We start from the raw sequence: 21,017 nt of genomic DNA, 5'->3' as shown, positions 1-21,017 counted from the left end.
CCCTCAACGCCCACAAGGCGGGCACCATCAAGGGCCTCAACTTCGAGGTCGGCGCCTCCGTCACCTCCGGCGCCGCGATCTGCGAGATCAAGGACTGACGCCAAGGACCCGTGTGACGCCCGGTGGACGAACGGTCTGCCGGGCGTTCGCCTTGTGCGGACCTGTGCGGCAGCCGACCTCAGGGGCGCGCGGAACTGCGCACCACCACGGCGAACCCGCAGCCTCCCGACCGCACAAGCCCCAGGGCCAGGAAGCGTCCCAAGCCCACCCGGCGTCCCGGCTAACGCCGCCGCAGATCAGCGACGCGCCCCCGCTCGACCCCTGCCGGCTGCTCGCCCAGCATCCCGCGCAGCCCGCCCTGCCCCCGCCGTGGCCCCGGCAGCGGACGCCGTGCCGGGACCTGCTCACCCCCCGGAGGGCTGCTCGCCCCGGCCACGGCGATCTGCACCCCCTGGTCCGCGAGGGCCTGCAGCTCCGTGCCGGCGCGGTCGTCGTGCGGGGGCGGCTCGTCGGTGACCAGCCGGGTGATGACGTCGGTCGGCACCGTCTGGAACATCGTGTCCGTGCCCAGCTTGGTGTGGTCGGCGAGGACCACGACCTCGGCGGCGGCCTGCACCAGCGCCCGGTCGACGGACGCCGAGAGCATGTTGGACGTGGACAGGCCGCGCTCCGCGGTGAGCCCGCTCCCGGACAGGAAGGCCTTGGACACGCGCAGCCCCTGCAGGGACTGCTCGGCGCCCGAGCCGACGAGCGCGTAGTTGGAGCCGCGCAGGGTGCCGCCGGTCATCACGACTTCCACCCGGTTGGCATGGGCCAACGCCTGGGCCACCAGCAGGGAGTTGGTGACGACGGTCAGCCCGGGCACCCGCGCGAGCCGGCGGGCCAGCTCCTGCGTGGTCGTACCCGCCCCGACCACGATGGCCTCGCCCTCCTGGACGAGGCCCGCGGCGAGATCGGCGATGGCCGTCTTCTCGGCGGTCGCGAGATGCGACTTCTGCGGAAAGCCGGACTCGCGCGTGAAACCGCCCGGCAGTACCGCACCGCCGTGCCGGCGGTCTAGGAGTCCTTCTGCCTCCAGTGCGCGCACGTCCCGCCGTACGGTCACTTCGGAGGTCTGGACGACGCGGGCGAGTTCACGGAGCGACACGGCCCCGTTCGCTCGCACCATTTCGAGGATCAATTGGCGACGTTCTGCAGCGAACACGAAACTGACAGTAACCCCAACGACCGTCTGCTTTCAGCAGTTTGCGCCGAATAGCAGAAGTTGTTCGCACGGCAGGGCGGGTGGTGGTATAAGGCCTAGTCTTCCCGCCTATGCCGTACGCATGCTCGACAACTCCCCGTGACCAGCGGGAAGTTCGCGCCCCCTTGACGAGGGGGTACGAGGAGGTCAGGCCTCGGCGCCCGCCTTGCGGGTGTGCAGCTGCCGTGCCACCTCCGCGATCGATCCCGAAAGGGACGGGTACACCGTGAAGGCGTTCGCGATCTGCTCGACCGTCAGATTGTTGTCGACGGCGATCGAGATGGGGTGGACGAGTTCCGAGGCGCGCGGCGCCACCACGACACCGCCCACGACGATGCCCGTGCCCGGCCGGCAGAAGATCTTCACGAAGCCGTCCCGGATGCCCTGCATCTTGGCGCGCGGGTTGCGCAGCAGGGGCAGCTTCACGACCCGGGCGTCGATCTTGCCCGCGTCCACGTCCGCCTGGCTGTAGCCGACGGTGGCGATCTCGGGATCGGTGAAGACGTTCGAGGAGACGGTCTTGAGGTTCAGCGGGGCCACCGCGTCGCCGAGGAAGTGGTACATGGCGATACGTCCCTGCATCGCCGCCACCGAGGCGAGCGCGAAGACACCGGTCACGTCGCCGGCCGCGTACACACCCGGCGCGGTCGTGCGCGAGACCTTGTCGGTCCAGATGTGGCCGGACTCGCGCAGCTTGACGCCGGCCTCCTCCAGGCCCAGCCCGGCGCTGTTCGGGATGGCGCCGACGGCCATGAGGCAGTGCGAGCCGGAGATGACGCGCCCGTCGGCCAGCGTCACCTCGACCCGGTCGCCGACGCGCTTGGCGGACTGCGCGCGGGAGCGGGCCATGACGTTCATGCCGCGGCGGCGGAAGACGTCCTCCAGCACGGCCGCGGCGTCCGGGTCCTCGCCCGGCAGCACGCGGTCGCGGGACGAGACGAGCGTGACCTTGGACCCCAGGGCCTGGTAGGCGCCGGCGAACTCGGCACCGGTGACACCGGACCCGACCACGATCAGCTCTTCCGGCAGCTCGGTGAGGTCGTAGACCTGGGTCCAGTTGAGGATGCGCTCGCCGTCGGGCTGTGCGTCGGGCAGCTCGCGCGGGTGACCGCCGGTGGCGATGAGCACGGCGTCGGCGGTGAGGGTCTCCTCGGTGCCGTCGGCGGCGGTGACGACGACCTTGCGGGAGCCGTCGAGGGACTGCATGCCGTCCAGCCGGCCGCGGCCGCGCATGACCCGGGCGCCGGCGCGGGTGACCGAGGCGGTGATGTCGTGCGACTGCGCGAGCGCGAGCCGCTTCACCCGTCGGTTGACCTTCCCCAGGTCCACCCCGACCACCCGGGCCGCCTGCTCCAGCGGCGGGGTGTCGTCGGCGACGATGATCCCCAGCTCCTCGTAGGAGGAGTCGAAGGTGGTCATCACCTCGGCCGTGGCGATAAGGGTCTTCGACGGCACGCAGTCGGTCAGCACCGACGCTCCGCCCAGACCGTCGCAGTCGACGACGGTCACCTCCGCGCCGAGTTGGGCGGCCACCAGGGCCGCTTCGTATCCGCCGGGTCCGCCACCGATGATCACGATCCGAGTCACGTACCCCATTGTCCCGCACGCCTCAAGGTGCTACTGCCCGGGGGCGCACCAGGACCGCCCCCGGGGCGCGAGGGACGGCTGTTTCGCCTGCCGTACCCTCTCCCCATGTCGCTCTATGCCGCGTACGCCGGCAACCTCGACGCGCGGCTGATGTCCCGCCGCGCCCCGCACTCCCCGCTGCGCGCCATCGGCTGGCTGAACGGCTGGCGGCTGACCTTCGGCGGCGAGCAGCTGGGCTGGGAGGGCGCGCTGGCGACGATCGTCGAGGAGCCCGGGGACCAGGTCTTCGTCGGTCTGTACGACATCGCGCCCATGGACGAGGAGTCCCTTGACCGGTGGGAGGGCGTCGGCCTCGGCATCTACCGGCGGGTGCGGGTGCGTGTGCACACCCTGGACGGCGAGGAGGCGGCGTGGGCCTACGTCCTCAACGCCTACGAGGGCGGTCTGCCGTCCGCCCGTTACCTGGGCGAGATCGCGGACGCCGCCGAGTCCGCCGGAGCGCCACACGATTACGTGATGGAGCTGCGCAAGCGTCCCTGCTGACGGGCACCGGCTCCTAGACTGGGGAAACGGCGCACTGACGGGAGATGGCATGGCCCCCACCACGTATGACGTCTATTACACGGTGCAGGCCGCCGAGGCCCGTGACCGGCTCGACGACCGGCAGCGCGCTGCGTTCGACAAGGGCATCTCACTGCTCGCCCGCGACCCGTTCCTGTCGGTGTCGCGCCCCATAGGTTCCACCGGCGACGACCGGACGATCCGCCTCACGCAGAACATCCTCGTGGAGTACACCGTCAGCCGCGGCCGCCTGCTGATCTTCATCGTGGAGGTCTTCAACGACAAGGACGTCCTCGTCACCGACGAGTGAGCGGCCCGGCCCGGCCGCGCCGTTCGTTGGAAACGACAAGACAACGATCGCCAACCCGTGGGCTCAGTCATCTACGCGCGTAGGCGAAGACCGGCTACCCTCATCGGCGTGAACGCATCTCTTCTTCCGGACGACATCCAGGGCGACCCCTACGCCGCCGCCGACGCCGCCGCCGCGCGCCTGCGCGAACTCACCGGCGCCGAGACCCACGACGTCGCTCTCGTGATGGGCTCCGGCTGGGCTCCGGCCGTCGACGCCCTGGGCGCACCCGACGCCGAGTTCCAGGTCACCGAGCTGCCCGGCTTCCCGCCGCCGGCGGTCGCGGGGCACGGCGGCAAGGTCCGCTCGTACTCCTTCGGTGACAAGCGCGCCCTGGTCTTCCTGGGCCGCACGCATTACTACGAGGGCCGCGGGGTGGCGGCGGTCGCGCACGGCGTCCGTACGGCCGTGGCGGCGGGCTGCAAGACCGTCGTGCTGACCAACGGCTGCGGCGGCCTGCGCGAGGGCATGCGCCCCGGTCAGCCGGTGCTGATCAGCGACCACATCAACCTGACGGCCACGTCCCCGATCGTCGGCGCCAACTTCGTCGACCTGACGGACCTGTACTCGCCGCGTCTGCGCGCGCTGTGCAAGGAGATCGACGCCACCCTGGAGGAGGGCGTCTACGCGCAGTTCCCCGGCCCGCACTACGAGACCCCGGCCGAGATCCGGATGGCCCGCGTCATCGGCGCGGACCTGGTCGGCATGTCCACGGTCCTCGAGGCGATCGCCGCCCGCGAGGCCGGCGCCGAGGTCCTCGGCATCTCCCTGGTCACCAACCTCGCGGCGGGGATGACCGGCGAGCCCCTCAACCACGAGGAGGTCCTCCAGGCCGGCCGCGACTCGGCGGCCCGGATGGGCCAGCTGCTGGCCCGGGTGCTGGGCAGGCTGTAAGCGACCGCAAGGGCTGTCGCGGCGCTGAGCGCGATCCCACCCGCCCGCCTCTCGGCCCACCGAGTCCGGTGGACGGGTGGGCGAACGAGGGTCCGGGGTCCTGGGCCCCCAGGGGACCAGGCAAACACAGGAGAGGTTGATCCCAAGGTGCACGACGATCTGATCGCCAAGGCCGAGGCATGGCTCGCCGAGGACCCGGACCCGGAGACCCGTGACGAACTGGCCAAGCTGATCGAGGCCGGGGACGTCGCCGAACTCTCCGCCCGCTTCAGCGGCACCCTCCAGTTCGGCACGGCGGGCCTGCGCGGCGAACTCGGCGCCGGCCCGATGCGCATGAACCGCGGTGTCGTCATCCGTGCCGCCGCCGGCCTCGCCGCGTACCTGAAGAACAAGGGCCAGACCGACGGAGTCGTCGTCATCGGCTACGACGCCCGCCACAAGTCCGCCGACTTCGCCCGGGACACCGCCGCCGTCATGACCGGCGCCGGGCTGCGTGCGGCCGTACTCCCCCGCCCCCTGCCCACGCCCGTCCTGGCCTTCGCCATAAGGCACCTGGGCGCGGTGGCCGGCGTGGAGGTCACCGCGAGCCACAACCCGCCCCGCGACAACGGCTACAAGGTCTACCTCGGCGACGGCTCCCAGATCGTCCCGCCCGCCGACGCAGAGATCGCCGCCGAGATCGACGCGATCGCCTCGCTGCACGACGTGCCCCGCCCGGACGCCGGCTGGGAGACCCTCGACGACGCGGTCCTGGACGCCTATCTGGCCCGTACGGACGCCGTCCTGGCCGCCGGCTCCCCGCGTACCGCCCGCACGGTCTACACGGCCATGCACGGCGTCGGCAGGGACGTCCTGCTGGCCGCCTTCGCCCGTGCCGGCTTCCCCGAGCCGGTGCTGGTGGCCGAGCAGGCCGACCCGGACCCCGACTTCCCGACGGTCGCGTTCCCGAACCCGGAGGAGCCGGGCGCGATGGACCTGGCGTTCGCGCGGGCCCGCGCCACCGACCCGGACCTCGTGATCGCCAACGACCCCGACGCCGACCGCTGCGCCGTGGCCGTCAAGGACGGCGCCGACTGGCGCATGCTGCGCGGCGACGAGGTCGGCGCGCTGCTCGCCGCCCACCTGGTCCGCCGCGGGGCCACCGGCACCTTCGCGGAGTCGATCGTCTCCTCCTCCTTGCTCGGCCGTATCGCCGAGAAGGCCGGACTGCCGTACGAGGAGACCCTCACCGGCTTCAAGTGGATCGCCCGCGTGGACGGCCTGCGCTACGGCTACGAGGAGGCCCTCGGCTACTGCGTGGACCCCGAGGGCGTGCGGGACAAGGACGGCATCACCGCCGCCCTCCTGATCACCGAGCTGGCCTCCGGGCTCAAGGAGCAGGGCCGCACCCTGCTCGACCTCCTCGACGACCTGGCCGTGGAGCACGGCCTGCACGCCACCGACCAGCTGTCGGTCCGCGTCCAGGACCTCTCCGTCATCTCGGACGCGATGCGCCGACTGCGCGAGCAGCCCCCGACCGAGCTGGCCGGCCTGTCCATCACCCGGGCCGAGGACCTCACCCGGGGCACGGACACGCTTCCGCCCACCGACGGCCTGCGCTACACCCTCGACGGCGCCCGGGTCATCGTCCGCCCCAGCGGCACCGAGCCCAAGCTGAAGTGCTACCTGGAGGTCGTCGTGCCGGTCGCCGCGCACGCCGATCTGCCGGCCGCCCACCAGCGCGCCGCCGAGCTGCTCACGGCCGTCAAGCGGGACCTGTCCGCGGCCGCCGGCATCTGACAGACGCCCTGTGGGGGTGCTCAGGGGCAACCCCCACGCCGTGGGCCCGCTACGGGTCCTACGGCGGGAACGGGGCCACCGCGGCCCGGGGTGCGATCGTGAGCGGGCCGGGCGCCGGGCCGCTCGGGTCTCAGCCCGTCGCCAGCAGAACGGCCAGCAGGACTGCCCCGGCCACCGCGGGCGCGATCACCTCGTACGCCCAGCGCACGGTGACCTCTCCCTGCGCCGACGGGGCCTTGCCGCGCCGCTCCAGGGTCTGGCGCAGATCCTCGATGATCTGGTCGCTCTCGGCGCGGGACGGGCCCTCGTGACCGCCGACGCCCCCGATGCCGCCGAACGCGCCGAGCCCCAGGCCGCCGGCCCCGCCGCCGCGCTGGGCGGCGCGCTCCGCGCGGGTCTGCCGGCGCGCCGCCTTCTTGCGGGCGCGCAGGGAGACGGGGACGGCCCACAGCTGGTACTTGGTGCCGGAATTGGCGATGACCTCGTTGGTGTAGCCGGAGCGCACGGAGGCGACCTCGCCCCAGGGCAGGGTGATCAGCCGGAACGGATTGCGCACCCGCAGCCGGTCCTCGCCCGAGAAGACGGCCGGGCGCAGGGTGAAGGCGATCACCAGTGGGACGACCAGGATCAGCCCGGCGAGCGCGTACCAGGGGGTGCGCCCGTGGCCGCCGACCAGCGCGTCGAAGCCCAGCCAGCCGACGAGCACGAGCAGCAGCACACCGGCCACCAGCGCCAGGGGCGAGCGGTAGATCAGGTCCTTGGCGGTGGACGCCGGAGGCTGCGGCGCGGGTGACTGGTGGTCCGGGGTCGTCATGGTCCCGATTCTGCCCCACGCCCGAGGAGTGCGGCCGACCGCCCGGCGCCACAAGGCCCACCCCGGGTCCGCCGATGAACCGTGCTCCTGGGCTATACATTCGCTACGCGCGTAGATATGCTCGTCCGGTGACCATGCCCACCCATGCCCCAGCACACAGGCTCTCAGACGTCACCGCGTCCGACAGCACGCTGCGCCGCTTCCTCCACGGGCTGCCCGGCGTCGACGCGGTCGGCCTGGAGGCGCGCGCCGCGTCTCTCGGCACCCGTTCCATCAAGACCACCGCGAAGGCGTACGCCATCGACCTCGCCATCTCGATGGTCGACCTGACGACGCTGGAAGGCGCGGACACCCCGGGCAAGATCCGGGCGCTCGGCGCCAAAGCGGTCCACCCCGACCCGACGGATCGGACGACCCCGGCCACGGCCGCGGTGTGCGTCTATCCCGACATGGTGGCCACCGCCAAGGCGGCCGTCGCCGGCTCGGGCGTGAAGGTCGCCTCGGTCGCCACCGCCTTCCCGGCCGGCCGTGCCGCTCTCGACGTGAAGCTGGCCGACGTGCGCGACGCCGTCGCCGCGGGTGCCGACGAGATCGACATGGTCATCGACCGGGGCGCGTTCCTCGCGGGCCACTACCTGAAGGTGTACGACGAGATCGTCGCGGTGAAGGAGGCCTGCGGAACGAGCTCCCGCCTGAAGGTCATCTTCGAGACCGGCGAGCTGTCGACGTACGACAACATCCGCCGGGCGAGCTGGCTGGGCATGCTGGCGGGCGCGGACTTCATCAAGACGTCCACCGGCAAGGTCGCGGTCAACGCCACCCCCGCCAACACCCTGCTGATGCTGGAGGCGGTGCGCGACTTCCGCGCCCAGACCGGCGTCCAGGTCGGCGTGAAGCCCGCCGGCGGCATCCGCACCACCAAGGACGCGATCAAGTTCCTGGTCCTGGTCAACGAGACCGTCGGCGCGGACTGGCTGGACAACCACTGGTTCCGCTTCGGCGCCTCCTCGCTCCTGAACGACTTGCTGATGCAGCGTCAGAAGCTGGCCACCGGCCGCTACTCCGGCCCCGACTACGTGACGGTGGACTGATCACCATGGCTTCCGTATTCGAATACGCACCGGCGCCCGAGTCCCGTTCGGTCGTCGACATCGCCCCCTCCTACGGTCTGTTCATCGACGGCGAGTTCGCCGAGGCGGCCGACGGCAAGGTCTTCAAGACGGTCAGCCCCTCCACCGAGGAGGTCCTCTCCGAGGTCGCCCAGGCGGGCGAGGCGGACGTCGACCGCGCGGTGCAGGCCGCCCGCAAGGCGTTCGGGAAGTGGTCCGCGCTGCCCGGCTCCGAGCGCGCGAAGTACCTGTTCCGCATCGCCCGCATCGTCCAGGAGCGCAGCCGTGAGCTGGCGGTCCTGGAGACGCTGGACAACGGCAAGCCGATCAAGGAGACCCGCGACGCGGACCTCCCGCTGGTCGCCGCGCACTTCTTCTACTACGCGGGCTGGGCGGACAAGCTCGACCACGCCGGTTTCGGCGCGAACCCGCGTCCGCTGGGCGTGGCCGGCCAGGTCATCCCCTGGAACTTCCCGCTGCTGATGCTGGCATGGAAGATCGCCCCGGCCCTCGCGACCGGCAACACGGTCGTCCTCAAGCCCGCCGAGACCACCCCGCTCTCCGCGCTGTTCTTCGCGGACATCTGCCGCCAGGCGGGCCTGCCCAAGGGCGTCGTCAACATCCTTCCCGGATACGGCGACGCGGGCGCCGCGCTGGTCGCGCACCCGGACGTGAACAAGGTCGCGTTCACCGGCTCCACGGCCGTCGGCAAGGAGATCGCGCGGACCGTCGCCGGCACCCGCAAGAAGCTCACCCTCGAACTGGGCGGCAAGGGCGCCAACATCGTCTTCGACGACGCCCCGATCGACCAGGCCGTCGAGGGCATCGTCACCGGCATCTTCTTCAACCAGGGACAGGTCTGCTGCGCCGGTTCCCGCCTGCTGGTCCAGGAGTCGATCCAGGACGAGCTGCTGGACTCCCTCAAGCGCCGTCTGTCGACCCTGCGCCTCGGCGACCCGCTGGACAAGAACACCGACATCGGCGCGATCAACTCCGCCGAGCAGCTGGCCCGGATCACCGCGCTGGCCGAGCGGGGCGAGGCGGAGGGCGCCGAGCGCTGGTCGCCCGCGTGCGAACTCCCGGAGAGCGGCTACTGGTTCGCCCCGACGCTGTTCACGAACGTCACCCAGGCCCACACCATCGCCCGCGACGAGATCTTCGGCCCGGTGCTGTCGGTCCTCACCTTCCGTACTCCCGACGAGGCGGTCGCCAAGGCCAACAACACGCAGTACGGCCTGTCGGCGGGCATCTGGACCGAGAAGGGCTCCCGCATCCTGGCCGTCGCGAACAAGCTGCGCGCCGGTGTCGTCTGGTCCAACACGTTCAACAAGTTCGACCCGACCTCGCCGTTCGGCGGTTACAAGGAGTCGGGCTTCGGCCGCGAGGGCGGCCGCCACGGCCTGGAGGCGTACCTCGATGTCTGATGAGCAGCGGCTTTCCGTCTTCAAGACCTACAAGCTGTACGTGGGCGGCAAGTTCCCGCGTTCCGAGAGCGGCCGGGTGTACGAGGTGGCGGACTCCAAGGGCAAGTGGCTGGCCAACGCTCCCCAGTCCTCCCGCAAGGACGCCCGTGACGCGGTGGTCGCCGCGCGCAAGGCGTTCGGCGGCTGGGCCGGCGCGACCGCCTACAACCGCGGCCAGGTCCTGTACCGCGTCGCGGAGATGCTGGAGGGCCGCCGCGAGCAGTTCGCACGCGAAGTGGCCGACGCGGAGGGCCTGTCCAAGTCCAAGGCGGCCGCGGTCGTGGACGCCACGATCGACCGCTGGGTCTGGTACGCGGGCTGGACCGACAAGATCGCCCAGGTGGTCGGCGGCGCCAACCCGGTCGCGGGCCCGTTCTTCAACCTCTCCTCCCCGGAGCCGACCGGCGTCGTCGCCGTCGTGGCCCCGCAGGAGTCGTCCTTCCTGGGCCTGGTGTCGGTTCTCGCCCCGGTGATCGCCACCGGCAACACGGCGGTCGTCGTCGCCTCCGAGAGGGCCCCGCTGCCCGCCCTGTCCCTGGGCGAGGTGCTGGCCACCTCCGACGTCCCCGGTGGTGTGGTCAACGTCCTGTCCGGCCGTACGGCGGAGATCGCGGCCCCCCTGGCCGCGCACCAGGACGTCAACGCGATCGACCTCGCGGGCGCCGACGAGGTGCTGGCGAAGGAACTGGAGATCGCGGCGGCGGACAACCTCAAGCGCGTCCTTCGTCCACAGCCTGTGGATTACTTCGAGACGCCCGGCATCGACCGCCTGACGGCGTTCCTGGAGACCAAGACGGTCTGGCACCCGACGGGGTCGCTGGGCGCGTCCGGTTCCTCCTACTGAGCCGGGCTCCCCAGAACGAGAGCCGCGCCACCCCTCCGTCCGGGGGCGGCGCGGCTCTCCTCGTGTCCGTCGGTGTTCAGCCCTGCGAGGCGCCCGAACCGCCGCCCAGCAGCCCGGCCACCTGCCCCAGCACCGGGACCGCGCCGAGCGACTCCGCCTCGGCGACCGGCCTGGTCACGGCCTGCGAGCTGACCGGCTTGAAGTCGGCGAGCTGGGTGCCGACGCCGTTGTCGAGCGGGTCGACGCCGGTACCGGCGAGCGGGTTGGGCTTCAGCTCCGTCACCGGGCCGGTGACGTAGCCGGTCGTGCCGGTGAGGGCCGCGAGGCCCGCCTCGGGCTCGATGTTGCCGAGCGAGGTGGGCCGCGACGGCACCTCCACGGGCAGGCGGGCCGCGTCCGCGTGCGCCGCCACAGCGCCCGCCCCCAGAGCCACTCCGGCGCCGGCGAGGGCGATCAGGGCGCGCTGCGCGCCGCGGTGCTGGGATGAAGTGTGTCGGGCCATCGCTGGTGCCGCCTTCTGGTGCGCGGGGTAATGATGTCGACACGTAGGGTAGTTGAGGTGAGACTCACGCTCAAAAGCCGACCCGCGGGGTCGGCAGGGGCCTCACCATGCGTCAAACTGGTGTTCCGTGAGCCTTCATCCCCCGTCCCCCGCCCGTGTCGTGCTGCTGTGCGGCCCCTCGGGTTCGGGCAAGTCCCTCGTCGCCGCCCGTTCCGGGCTGCCCGTGCTGCGCCTCGACGACTTCTACAAGGAGGGCGACGACCCGACCCTGCCGCTCGTGGACGGCAGTTCGGACATCGACTGGGACCACCCGGAGTCGTGGGACGCGGACGTCGCGCTCGAGGCCATCGCCCGCCTCTGCGCCACGGGATCGACACCGGTGCCGGTGTACGACATCGCGCTGAGCGCCCGTACCGGCGAGGAGACGCTGCACATCGGGCGCACCCCGCTGTTCATCGCGGAGGGCATCTTCGCCGCGGAGATCGTGGAGCGCTGCCGCGAACGGGGGCTCCTGGCGGACGCCCTGTGCCTGGCCCGCGGCCCGGTGACGACCTTCCGCCGGCGTTTCCTGCGCGACCTCAGGGAGGGCCGCAAGTCGGTGCCGTTCCTGCTGCGCCGCGGCTGGCGGCTGATGCGCGCGGAGCGGTCGATCGTGGCCCGCCAGGTCTCCCTCGGCGCCCACCCCTGCGACCGCGACGAGGCACTGGGCCGGCTCGCGGCGGCAGCGGTGGGACGGCAGACGCGCCAGCGGACCGTGGCGTAACGGACGTACGGAAAACGCGAAACGGGACTGGACGGACCCCCCGGCCCTCCCAGTCCCGCTCCCCGTACTCCCCCGTGTTTCCCCCGTGGGATCCACCCCCCAGTGGTCCCCCGTGTCTCCCCCGTGCGGCCCTTGGGATCCGCCCCCCCAGCGGTCCCAGGGTCTCCCCCGTTGCTCCCCCCGAACCTTCAGGCGACCAGTTCGCCGAAGGCGTTCTCCTCGTCACGGCCGAAGCTGAGGACCTCGTCCTCGCGCAGCCGGCGGAGCGACCGCCAGATGCTGGACTTCACCGTGCCGACACTGATGTCGAGGATCTCCGCGATCTCCGGGTCCGTGCGGCCCTCGTAGTAGCGCAGGACCAGCATCGTCCGCTGGAGTTCGGGCAGCCGGGCCAGCGCCTGCCACAGGACCGCGCGCAGCTCGGTGCCGCGCATCGCGTCCGTCTCGCCGGGCGTCTCCGGCAGTTCCTCGGTCGGGTACTCGTTGAGCTTGCGGCGCCGCCAGGCGCTGATGTGCAGGTTCGTCATGGTGCGGCGCAGGTAGCCGCCGACCGCCGCCTTGTCGCTGATCCGTTCCCACGCCCGGTACGTCGAGAACAGCGCGCTCTGCAGCAGGTCCTCGGCCTCGAAGCGGTCGCCGGTCAGGTGGTAGGCCGTGGCGTACAGGGAGGCGCGGCGCTCCTGGACGTAGGCGGTGAACTCCGCCTCCGACAGCGAACGGCGCTCCCCCGAGTCCTCCCTGTACGCGGATCCCCCGGCCACCGCCGCGGGCTCCCCCGTGTACGCGTCAACCACCGTCATGTAACCGGTGTGCTGACGCCCGGTACCGCGAGCGCACCCCCGCCCGCTCACGGCACCGGACTTCTCGGAACCCCGGTGCACGTCGTGCAGACGCGTGACCACTGCGCTGGTGCTGATGCTGTGCAGCGTGTTCATCTCGCGCTCCCCGTCGTGGACTTCCGGTGTTTCGGTCTGCTCGGTGTTGCTTCCTTGCCTGTGCCGAAAAGCTTGCCGATCGACCTTCATGGACGTGTCCGCCGACTGTCACAGACCTGTCACAGGGGTACGGCCCAGGGCCGTCACAGAGCGCGCACAGGTGGTGGCGGTAGGGACGGCATGGTGTCGGCAGGTCGTACGAGAGCCCGTCCATGGGCCAGAATGTGCCCGTGCCTTCCCTGTTGCTGATCGAGGACGACGACGCCATCCGCACGGCCCTGGAGCTCTCCCTGACGCGCCAGGGACACCGGGTGGCCACCGCTGCCAGCGGTGAGGACGGTCTGAAGCTGCTGCGCGAACAGCGGCCGGATCTGATCGTGCTGGACGTGATGCTGCCCGGCATCGACGGATTCGAGGTGTGCCGGCGCATCCGGCGCACCGACCAGTTGCCGATCATCCTGCTGACCGCCCGCAGTGATGACATCGACGTGGTCGTGGGGCTCGAGTCCGGAGCCGACGACTACGTGGTGAAACCGGTCCAGGGCCGGGTGCTGGACGCCCGGATCCGCGCCGTGCTGCGGCGCGGGGAGCGCGAGTCCAGCGACTCGGCGACCTTCGGCAACGTGATCATCGACCGCTCCGCGATGACCGTGACCAAGAACGGCGAGGACCTCCAGCTGACGCCGACCGAGCTGAGGCTGCTGCTGGAGCTGAGCCGCCGGCCCGGCCAGGCGCTGTCCCGGCAGCAGTTGCTGCGGCTGGTGTGGGAGCACGACTACCTGGGCGACTCGCGCCTGGTGGACGCCTGCGTCCAGCGGCTGCGCGCCAAGGTGGAGGACGTGCCCTCGTCCCCGACCCTGATCCGTACCGTCCGTGGTGTCGGCTACCGCCTGGACGTTCCTCAGTGACCGATACGCAAGGTGGGCTGCGCGGCTGGGCCGCGGGGCGCAAGGGAAGTCTGTCGCGGCTGCGGTTCACCAGCCTCAGGCTGCGGCTGGTCGTCGTCTTCGGCCTGGTCGCGCTCACCGCCGCGGTGTCGGCGTCGGGCATCGCCTACTGGCTGAACCGGGAGGCCGTGCTCACGCGCGCCCAGGACTCGGTGCTGCGCGACTTCCAGCAGGAGATGCAGAACCGTGCCGGTGCACTGCCCGTGCACCCCACGCAGGACGAACTGCAGCGGGTGGCGGGCCAGATGGCCGGCAGCAGTCAGCGGTTCGGCGTGCTGCTGGTCGCCGAGGACCCGAACGGCGAGACGGTGTACGGCAACTCGGGCGGCATCAACGGGTTCTCGCTCGAGGACGTGCCCAAGTCGCTGCGGGCCGCGGTGAACAAGAAGCAGAAGGTGACCGACGGCAACAAGTCGCCGTACCACCTGTACTGGCAGCGGGTCGACGAGCACGGCACGCCGTTTCTGGTGGCCGGTACGAGACTGATCGGCGGCGGTCCGACGGGCTACATGGCGAAGTCGCTGGAGCCGGAGGCCAAGGACCTCAACTCGCTGGCCTGGTCCCTGGGGATCGCCACGGGACTCGCGCTGATCGGCTCGGCGCTGCTCGCGCAGGCCGCCGCCACGACCGTGCTGAAGCCGGTGCACCGGCTCGGGGTGGCCGCCCGGAGCCTCGGCGAGGGCCAGCTGGACACCCGGCTGCGGGTCTCGGGCACGGACGAACTCGCCGACCTGTCGCGGACGTTCAACAACGCGGCCGAGGCACTGGAGAAACGGGTGGCGGACATGGCCGCCCGGGACGACGCCTCGCGCCGGTTCGTCGCCGACATGTCGCACGAGCTGCGGACGCCGCTGACCGCCATCACCGCCGTCACGGAGGTGCTGGAGGAGGAGCTGGAGTCCGAGTCCGGGGGCATCGACCCGATGATCGAGCCCGCCGTACGGCTGGTGGTCAGCGAGACCCGGCGGCTGAACGACCTGGTCGAGAACCTGATGGAGGTCACCCGCTTCGACGCGGGCACCGCACGCCTGGTCCTGGACGACGTCGACATCGCCGACCAGATCACCGCCTGCATCGACGCCCGCGCCTGGCTGGACGCCGTCGAACTGGACGCCGACCGCGGCGTCCACGCCCGGCTCGACCCGCGCCGCCTGGACGTCATACTGGCCAACCTGATCGGCAACGCGCTCAAGCACGGCGGCTCGCCGGTGCGGGTGTCGGTGCGCATGGACGATGAAGAGGGCGCGGACCTGGTCATCGCGGTGCGCGACCACGGGCCCGGCATCCCCGAGGACGTCCTGCCGCACGTCTTCGACCGCTTCTACAAGGCCAGCGCCTCCCGGCCGCGCTCGGAGGGCAGCGGTCTGGGTCTGTCCATCGCCCTGGAGAACGCCCACATCCACGGCGGTGAGATCACCGCCGCCAACTCGCCCGACGGGGGCGCGGTGTTCACGCTCCGGCTGCCGCGGGACGCCTCGCGGCTGACCGAGGAGAACGACGAGGGCGACGAGGGCGGCAGGGACAACGGGTCCCGGATTCGTGGAAAGGAGGGGTCATGAACGCGGGGACCGTACGACGCCTGCTGGCGGCACCCCTCCTCGCCGCGCTGCTCACCGGGTGCGGAATCCGGCCCACGGAGGTGCCGACGGACTTCGGCGCGGCGCCCTCCCGCGTGCCGTGCTCGCTGTCCGGGCCCGGCGTCTCCACGCAGTCCTCGCACGGGGTGCCCGTGCAGGTGTTCCTGCTGTGCGGCTCGTCCCTGGTGGCCGTCGACCGGAGCGTGCGGGTGCCGGAGGGCACGCCGGACGCGCGGCGCCGGGTGATCGTGGCGCAGGGCCTGCTGGACGAGCTGGCCGCGGCCCCGGCGGCGGCGGAGCGGGCGGCGGGCTACACGACGTACGTGCCGGGCGGTCTGAGCGCCTCGGGTCCGGGCCCGAAGGACCCGGAGGACGCGCTGCGGCTGAGCACCGCACCGGACCGGCTCACCCCCTACGCCCTCGCCCAGCTCGTGTGCACGCTGTCCGACTCGGCGGCGACGGAGGGCGACGGCTCGGTGATCCTGGGCGGCCCGGGCACCAGCCCCCTGCGCCGCTACCAGTGCACCGACGACGTCCGCAGCCGCCCGGGCAGGGCCCAGCCGCCGACCAGCGACGTCGAGCCGGTCTGAGGGGCCCGGCCGTTCCCGCGGGACGCCGCGGCCGGACCGCCGCGGGGCAGGCCGCCCGCGAGCGGGTGTGGCCGACGCCTCATGTGCATTCGCGTGACGGATGCGGAACCGTTCGTACACACGGGTGCGTCTAGGGGGGCGTGCAGCGTCAAGGCTCCATCGGCGGCAGCGCCGCGATCCGCATCCGTGTGACGGGGGGTGTCCTCCTCGTCGCCCATCTCGGGCTCGTCGCCTGGCTGATGCTGCGGCCCCTGGACGTGCCCTGGGTGATGCCCGCCAACCTGCGCCCGCTGGCCGGCATCCGGGCCGACCTGGCGCTGGGCTGGCCGGAGGCCGCCAGACGGCTCGGTGAGGGGCTCGCCCTGCTCGCGCCGCTGGGTGTGCTGCTGCCGATGGCCCACGGCAGGCTCGCCGCCTCCCCGCTCCCCTCCCTGATCCGCACGGCGGCCACGGGCGCCCTGATCTCGCTGGGCATCGCCCTGCTGCAGACCGGTGTGCCGGGCAGGGTCGTGGACGTCGACTCGCTGCTGCTGAACACCGTGGGTGTGGCCGTCGCCCACCTGGCCGTGGTGCCGGCGGGCCGGGCCTGGCTGCGGCGGCGGGCTGAGCAGGGCCCCCGCGAGGCCGGGAAGGTCACCGTTCAGGAGGACCTCCCTCAGGGTCGTACCCCGACGATTCCCAGGGTCGGGATCGCCCCGTAGAGCGACGCTTCGTCCTGTTCGTCTCCGTATCGTGGAACACAGATGAGGCAGCCGACCGGGAGGCCTCGCCCCACGCTCACCGAGGAGTCGCGGATGTCCAGCCTTGCCCGCCCCACCCATGGCCGCATGATCGGCGGCGTGTGCGCAGCGCTGGCACGGCGCTTCGGCACCTCCGCGACGACGATGCGGGTGATCTTCCTGCTGTCCTGCCTGCTGCCCGGCCCGCAGTTCCTGCTCTACATAGCGCTCTGGATCCTGCTGCCGGCGGAGGACAAGGCCGGGACGGCCGCCTGGTAGGCCGCGCACGCGAACGCCGCTGGGGTGCACCCGGACAGCTCCCGGGCGCCCCAGCGGCGTCGTGCGCACGGCGGGTGTCAGCCGAGCGGGATGCCGTTCACCGGCATGCCGTGCGTGGGCAGGGCCGTCAGCGGCAGCCCGCCGAGCAGCACGGCGACCGGCGCGGTCGGGCCGTGGGCGACGAACTGTTCGACGACCGGCTGCGCGGCGAAGGCCCCGGCACCGACGGCACCCTGCCCCGGGGCGAGCGCCTGGCCGGCCCCCGGCAGCGCCTGGGCGACGTTCCCGGCCGGCAGCGTCCCGGTCACGGTGTCCAGGGCCCGGCCGGCCCCTGTCGCGTCCGGGACGGCCGGGGCCGCGTTGGCCGCGCCCGCGCCTACGGCGGCGAAAGCGGCGCCGAGGGCGGCGACACCGAGGGTCTTGGCAGCAGACTGCTTCATGGTGGATGCGTCCTTGAATACGGGGAGACAGAAGATCACAAACGATCGAACAGTCCACGACCGTAAACACGCCGGACCACCCGCCGCAAACACCGAAATGCGGACGGCTTGTGAAAGCCCGTCCGCATTTCATGCCGCCCCGCAGGTCGCCCCTACCCCTCCGAGCCGGAAGACCCGCTGGTGGAGGCGGTCTCCCGGAACAGCCATTCGGATTTCAGTTCCGCATATCCGGGCTTGATCACGTCATTGATCATAGCGAGTCGTTCATCGAAAGGAATGAACGCCGATTTCATCGCATTGACGGAGAACCACTGCAGGTCGTCGAGTGTGTAACCGAACGCGTCGACGAGATGCTCGAATTCCCGGCTCATGCTGGTGTTCGACATCAAGCGGTTGTCCGTGTTGACCGTCGCCCGGAAATGCAGTCGCCGCAGCAGCCCGATCGGATGCTCGGCGTAGGAGGGGGCGGCCCCGGTCTGCAGGTTGGAGCTGGGGCACAGCTCCAACGGGATGCGCTTGTCCCGGACGTACGACGCCAGCCGCCCGAGCCGCACCGAGCCGTCCTCGCGCACCTCGATGTCGTCGATGATCCGCACCCCGTGCCCGAGCCGGTCGGCGCCGCACCACTGCAGCGCCTGCCAGATGGACGGCAGCCCGAAGGCCTCGCCGGCGTGGATGGTGAAGTGGTTGTTCTCGCGCTTGAGGTACTCGAAGGCGTCCAGGTGCCGGGTGGGCGGGTAGCCGGCCTCGGCGCCGGCGATGTCGAAGCCGACCACGCCGAGGTCCCGGTGGCGGTTGGCGAGTTCGGCGATCTCCAGGGCGCGGGCCGCGTGCCGCATCGCGGTCAGCAGGGCGCCGACCCGGATGCGCCTGCCGTTCTCCCGGGCGAGCCGCTCCCCCTGCCGGAAGCCCTCGTTGACCGCCTCGACGACCTCTTCGAGGCCGAGCCCGCCCTCCAGGTGCTGCTCGGGCGCGTACCGCACCTCCGCGTAGACGACCCCGTCCTCGGCGAGGTCCTCGGCGCACTCCCGGGCGACCCGGACGAGCGCCTCCCGGTTCTGCATGACGCCGACGGTGTGCGAGAAGGTCTCCAGATACCGTTCCAGCGAGCCTGAGTCGGCGGCCTCGCGGAACCAGATGCCCAGCTTGTCGGGGTCCGTCTCGGGGAGGTGGGAGTACCCGGACTCCTGGGCGAGTTCGACGACGGTGCCGGGGCGGAGCCCGCCGTCGAGGTGATCGTGCAGCAGAACCTTGGGCGCCCGGCGGATCTGGTCCGGCGTCGGGACGTGCGTCGGGACGGTCCCAGTCGGTGCAGTCTGGCTCGTCATTTCCGCACTCTAACGCCTACGCGCGTAGAAGGCCTGCTGGACGACCTTTACTTTTCCGTCGATACGTAACGGTGACCGCACTGACGGGTTTCGTACACCGCGCCTTCTGACACTGTTCTGTCATGGGACAGCAAGCGACGCCGGTCCGAACGGCCGGGCTGGGAAGGGCAGTCGGCCCGGAGCCGACGGCGGTGAGCGGGGCGGTGCTGCTGCTCCCCGGCGGCGAGGAGGTCTCCGGCCGCCGGCCGTCCCTCGTCCGGGCGGCGACCCTCGTACGCTCCCTCGGCCGCAGGTTCGCCCGCGCCGGCCGGGCGGAGGGACTGGCTGTCCATACCGTCCACTACCGCTACCGCGGCTGGAACGGCAGCGAGGCGCATCTGGCGGCGGACGCGGAGTGGGCCGCGGACGAGGTCGTACGACGCTACGGGGACGTCCCCGTGTGTCTGGTCGGTCTCGACATGGGCGGGCGGGCGGCGCTGCGGGCAGGCGGGCACGAGGCGGTGAACTCGGTCGTGGCGCTGGCTCCCTGGCTGCCCGAGGAGGACGTGGCCGCGCCCGCCGAGCCGGTGAAACAGCTGGTGGGGCGGCGGGTGCTGCTCGTGCACGGCACGAACGACGAACGGACCGACCCGGAGCTGTCGTTCCGGCTGGCGGCGCGGGCGAAGAAGGTGAACCGGGACGTGTGCCGGTTCGAAGTCCACTCCGACGGCCACGCGCTGCACCAGCACCGGGACGAAGTGCTCTGTCTCGCCGTGGACTTCGTGATGGGGGCGTTGTTCGGCTGTCCGGTGTCCCGGCCGGTGGAGGACGCGCTCGCCGCTCCGCCGCCCATCGGTCTGCGGATGCCGCTGGCCGCCGGGTTCGGCCGGTCGCTCCGCAGAGGCTGAGGTCGCGTTCGGGGCACGGGTGCGTCGCGGCCGGCCCCGCGGTTCACCGCGTTCTAGGTGGGCAGCAGACTCCCCCTCCTGGACAGCAGGAACTTCTTGAAGGCGGCCACGGGTGGCGTGTCCGGACGGTCCGCCAGCCAGGCCACGCCGATCTCCCTCGCCGCCCTGGGAGCCGTGACCGTCAGTTCCACCACGCCCGGGCGCGGGACCGTCGGCGGAGGCAGCAGGGCCACCCCCAGGCCCGCCGCCACCAGGCCCCGCAGGGTCTCCGCCTCCTCACCCTCGAAGGCGATGCGCGGCTTGAAGCCCGCCTCGCGGCACAGGTCGTCGGTGATCCGCCGCAGGCCGTACCCGGGTTCCAGGGTCACGAAGGTCTCGTCGGACGCCTCGGCGAGACGGATGCGGCGGCGGCCGGCCAGCGTGTGGTCGGCCGGGACGACGAGACGCAGCTTCTGCTCGTCCAGCCGGCGGGCGACCAGGTCCGGGGCGTCGGGGACCGGGGAGGTCAGGCAGAGGTCCAGCTCTCCCGCCCGCAGCCGCTCCAGCATCGCCTCGCCGTAGTTCTGGACGAGGCTGAAGCGGATGCGCGGGTGGTCGGCACGGAAGGCGTGCAGCAGGCCGGGCACCGTCTCGGCACCCATGGTGTGCAGGAAGCCGAAGGCGACCTTGCCGGTGGCCGGGTCGGCGTCGGCACGGACCTCCTCGACGGCCCGCTCCACCTCGGCGAGGGCGCGTTCGACGGAGGCGAGGAAGGTGCGCCCGGCGGTGGTCAGCGAGACCGTGCGGCCGTGGCGGGCGAAGAGGTCGACGCCCAGGTCCTGCTCCAGCCGGGCCATCGCGCGGGACAGGGTGGACTGAGGGACCCTCATCTCCAGGGCGGCCCGCGTGACGTGCTCGGTGCGGGCGACGCCGGCGAAGTAGGCGAGCCGGGGCGCGAGCAACCTCGACATCTCAGCCATCTCAGCCATCTCGGCCATGTCTTCTGTGTCACTGGACGGTGACAGTCGAGCCTGTGAGCTTTGCTGATGCACCATGGGAACGATTATGTCGAATCCATGCATTGGACGGATGAGCGGAGCTGTACATAGCTTCGAGGCATGTCTCCCGCCAGTACCGGGGCGTCCACCAGCGTGGGCGCCGCACCGACCGTCCGTCCCTCCGACTCCGACTCCCGGCTGACTCCGGGCGGCCCCGGCTACCGCCGGATGAGCTTCGCCCTCTTCCTCGCCGGAGTCGCGACCTTCGCCCTCCTCTACTCCACCCAGGCCCTGCTGCCGTTGATCTCCGGGGAGTTCGGGGTCGCGGCGAGCGAGGCGAGCTGGACGGTGGCGGCCGCGACCGGCGGTCTGGCGCTGTTCGTGCTGCCGATGAGCGCCCTGTCCGAGCGCTTCGGCCGCCGCAGCGTGA

General features: G+C 71.8%; 22 protein-coding genes and 1 pseudogene. 15 read left to right on the top strand and 8 right to left on the bottom strand.

Annotation, left to right across the window (positions count from 1 at the left end; genetic code table 11):
* Nucleotides 1-280: 280 nt before the first annotated feature.
* Both AC07CM_RS48350 and AC07CM_RS48345 read right to left on the bottom strand, forming a co-directional pair.
* Entirely contained in the window at nucleotides 281-1,204 is a 924-nt protein-coding gene (locus tag AC07CM_RS48350) for a DeoR/GlpR family DNA-binding transcription regulator (protein WP_478882962.1), read from the bottom strand.
* 186 nt (nucleotides 1,205-1,390) lie between these two features.
* Nucleotides 1,391-2,839, bottom strand: coding sequence for an NAD(P)H-quinone dehydrogenase (locus tag AC07CM_RS48345; RefSeq protein WP_478882961.1), 1,449 nt, complete (start codon nucleotides 2,837-2,839; stop codon nucleotides 1,391-1,393).
* A gap of 96 nt (nucleotides 2,840-2,935) precedes the next feature.
* On the opposite strand from AC07CM_RS48345, the gene AC07CM_RS48340 reads away from it, so the two are divergent.
* The 4 genes from AC07CM_RS48340 (at nucleotide 2,936) to AC07CM_RS48325 (ending at nucleotide 6,413) form a co-directional block, all read left to right on the top strand.
* Entirely contained in the window at nucleotides 2,936-3,373 is a 438-nt protein-coding gene (locus AC07CM_RS48340) for a gamma-glutamylcyclotransferase family protein (RefSeq protein WP_478882960.1), read from the top strand.
* A 49-nt stretch (nucleotides 3,374-3,422) separates the two neighbouring features.
* On the top strand, nucleotides 3,423-3,701 hold the full coding sequence (locus AC07CM_RS48335) for a type II toxin-antitoxin system RelE family toxin (protein WP_478882959.1): 279 nt from the start codon (nucleotides 3,423-3,425) through the stop codon (nucleotides 3,699-3,701).
* Between the two features lie 108 nt (nucleotides 3,702-3,809).
* Nucleotides 3,810-4,634: a purine-nucleoside phosphorylase gene (locus AC07CM_RS48330; RefSeq protein WP_478882958.1), complete on the top strand. Its 825-nt coding sequence runs from the start codon at nucleotides 3,810-3,812 to the stop codon at nucleotides 4,632-4,634.
* 147 nt (nucleotides 4,635-4,781) lie between these two features.
* Complete coding sequence (locus tag AC07CM_RS48325; protein ID WP_478882957.1) at nucleotides 4,782-6,413, top strand: phospho-sugar mutase; 1,632 nt, start codon at nucleotides 4,782-4,784, stop codon at nucleotides 6,411-6,413.
* A gap of 130 nt (nucleotides 6,414-6,543) precedes the next feature.
* Here AC07CM_RS48325 and AC07CM_RS48320 read toward each other — a convergent pair whose 3' ends face one another.
* A complete protein-coding gene (locus tag AC07CM_RS48320) occupies nucleotides 6,544-7,227 on the bottom strand; it encodes a PH domain-containing protein (protein ID WP_478882956.1) in 684 nt (227 codons plus the stop codon).
* A gap of 134 nt (nucleotides 7,228-7,361) precedes the next feature.
* Here AC07CM_RS48320 and deoC point away from each other — a divergent pair, with 134 nt between their 5' ends.
* Genes deoC through AC07CM_RS48305 form a run of 3 tightly spaced genes read left to right on the top strand, consistent with a single transcriptional unit; the run spans nucleotide 7,362 to nucleotide 10,643 of the window.
* On the top strand, nucleotides 7,362-8,318 hold the full coding sequence (deoC, locus tag AC07CM_RS48315; protein WP_478882964.1) for a deoxyribose-phosphate aldolase: 957 nt from the start codon (nucleotides 7,362-7,364) through the stop codon (nucleotides 8,316-8,318).
* Nucleotides 8,319-8,323: 5 nt separating this feature from the next.
* On the top strand, nucleotides 8,324-9,760 hold the full coding sequence (locus AC07CM_RS48310) for an aldehyde dehydrogenase family protein (RefSeq protein ID WP_478882955.1): 1,437 nt from the start codon (nucleotides 8,324-8,326) through the stop codon (nucleotides 9,758-9,760).
* The gene (locus tag AC07CM_RS48305; RefSeq protein WP_478882954.1) at nucleotides 9,753-10,643 is read left to right on the top strand and encodes an aldehyde dehydrogenase family protein; all 891 of its coding nucleotides are present in this window, start codon (nucleotides 9,753-9,755) and stop codon (nucleotides 10,641-10,643) included. Before AC07CM_RS48310 ends, AC07CM_RS48305 begins: the two co-directional genes overlap by 8 nt.
* A gap of 76 nt (nucleotides 10,644-10,719) precedes the next feature.
* Here AC07CM_RS48305 and AC07CM_RS48300 read toward each other — a convergent pair whose 3' ends face one another.
* Complete coding sequence (locus tag AC07CM_RS48300; protein WP_478882953.1) at nucleotides 10,720-11,145, bottom strand: hypothetical protein; 426 nt, start codon at nucleotides 11,143-11,145, stop codon at nucleotides 10,720-10,722.
* 160 nt (nucleotides 11,146-11,305) lie between these two features.
* Here AC07CM_RS48300 and AC07CM_RS48295 point away from each other — a divergent pair, with 160 nt between their 5' ends.
* Nucleotides 11,306-11,908, top strand: coding sequence for a uridine kinase family protein (locus tag AC07CM_RS48295; RefSeq protein WP_478882963.1), 603 nt, complete (start codon nucleotides 11,306-11,308; stop codon nucleotides 11,906-11,908).
* A gap of 188 nt (nucleotides 11,909-12,096) precedes the next feature.
* On the opposite strand, the gene AC07CM_RS48290 is transcribed toward AC07CM_RS48295, so the two are convergent.
* On the bottom strand, nucleotides 12,097-12,843 hold the full coding sequence (locus AC07CM_RS48290; RefSeq protein ID WP_478882952.1) for a SigE family RNA polymerase sigma factor: 747 nt from the start codon (nucleotides 12,841-12,843) through the stop codon (nucleotides 12,097-12,099).
* Nucleotides 12,844-13,073: 230 nt separating this feature from the next.
* Between AC07CM_RS48290 and afsQ1 the strand changes: the two genes are divergently transcribed.
* The 5 genes from afsQ1 to AC07CM_RS48265 all read left to right on the top strand — a co-directional run bounded on the left by afsQ1 (nucleotide 13,074) and on the right by AC07CM_RS48265 (nucleotide 16,955).
* A complete protein-coding gene (gene afsQ1 / locus AC07CM_RS48285; protein WP_478882951.1) occupies nucleotides 13,074-13,751 on the top strand; it encodes a two-component system response regulator AfsQ1 in 678 nt (225 codons plus the stop codon).
* Nucleotides 13,748-15,349, top strand: a complete 1,602-nt coding sequence (locus tag AC07CM_RS48280) for an ATP-binding protein (protein WP_478882950.1) — start codon at nucleotides 13,748-13,750, stop codon at nucleotides 15,347-15,349. Before afsQ1 ends, AC07CM_RS48280 begins: the two co-directional genes overlap by 4 nt.
* Entirely contained in the window at nucleotides 15,346-15,957 is a 612-nt protein-coding gene (locus AC07CM_RS48275) for a hypothetical protein (RefSeq protein ID WP_478882949.1), read from the top strand. The genes AC07CM_RS48280 and AC07CM_RS48275 overlap by 4 nt, the downstream gene beginning before the upstream one ends.
* Nucleotides 15,958-16,097: 140 nt before the next feature.
* Nucleotides 16,098-16,658 (top strand): VanZ family protein, encoded by a 561-nt coding sequence (locus AC07CM_RS48270; RefSeq protein ID WP_478882948.1) that lies wholly within the window; start codon nucleotides 16,098-16,100, stop codon nucleotides 16,656-16,658.
* A 93-nt stretch (nucleotides 16,659-16,751) separates the two neighbouring features.
* Nucleotides 16,752-16,955, top strand: coding sequence for a PspC domain-containing protein (locus AC07CM_RS48265; protein ID WP_478882947.1), 204 nt, complete (start codon nucleotides 16,752-16,754; stop codon nucleotides 16,953-16,955).
* Between the two features lie 77 nt (nucleotides 16,956-17,032).
* On the opposite strand, the gene AC07CM_RS48260 is transcribed toward AC07CM_RS48265, so the two are convergent.
* Together AC07CM_RS48260 and AC07CM_RS48255 are read right to left on the bottom strand one after the other, a co-directional pair.
* Complete coding sequence (locus AC07CM_RS48260; protein WP_478882946.1) at nucleotides 17,033-17,395, bottom strand: ATP-binding protein; 363 nt, start codon at nucleotides 17,393-17,395, stop codon at nucleotides 17,033-17,035.
* A 152-nt stretch (nucleotides 17,396-17,547) separates the two neighbouring features.
* Nucleotides 17,548-18,723 carry an adenosine deaminase gene (locus tag AC07CM_RS48255; RefSeq protein ID WP_478882945.1) on the bottom strand — a complete coding sequence of 392 codons (1,176 nt, stop codon included), beginning with the start codon at nucleotides 18,721-18,723 and terminating at the stop codon, nucleotides 17,548-17,550.
* A gap of 122 nt (nucleotides 18,724-18,845) precedes the next feature.
* Between AC07CM_RS48255 and AC07CM_RS48250 the strand changes: the two genes are divergently transcribed.
* Complete coding sequence (locus tag AC07CM_RS48250) at nucleotides 18,846-19,610, top strand: dienelactone hydrolase family protein (RefSeq protein WP_478882944.1); 765 nt, start codon at nucleotides 18,846-18,848, stop codon at nucleotides 19,608-19,610.
* A gap of 53 nt (nucleotides 19,611-19,663) precedes the next feature.
* Here the strand turns inward: AC07CM_RS48250 and AC07CM_RS48245 are convergent, their stop codons facing one another.
* Nucleotides 19,664-20,644 carry a LysR family transcriptional regulator gene (locus AC07CM_RS48245; RefSeq protein WP_478882943.1) on the bottom strand — a complete coding sequence of 327 codons (981 nt, stop codon included), beginning with the start codon at nucleotides 20,642-20,644 and terminating at the stop codon, nucleotides 19,664-19,666.
* A 63-nt stretch (nucleotides 20,645-20,707) separates the two neighbouring features.
* Between AC07CM_RS48245 and AC07CM_RS48240 the strand changes: the two are divergent.
* Nucleotides 20,708-21,017 (top strand): annotated as a pseudogene (locus AC07CM_RS48240) (MFS transporter); the annotation flags it as partial.

Source organism: Streptomyces sp. NPDC044061, from assembly GCF_056434305.1.
This window is presented reverse-complemented; position numbering and strand designations above follow the sequence as displayed.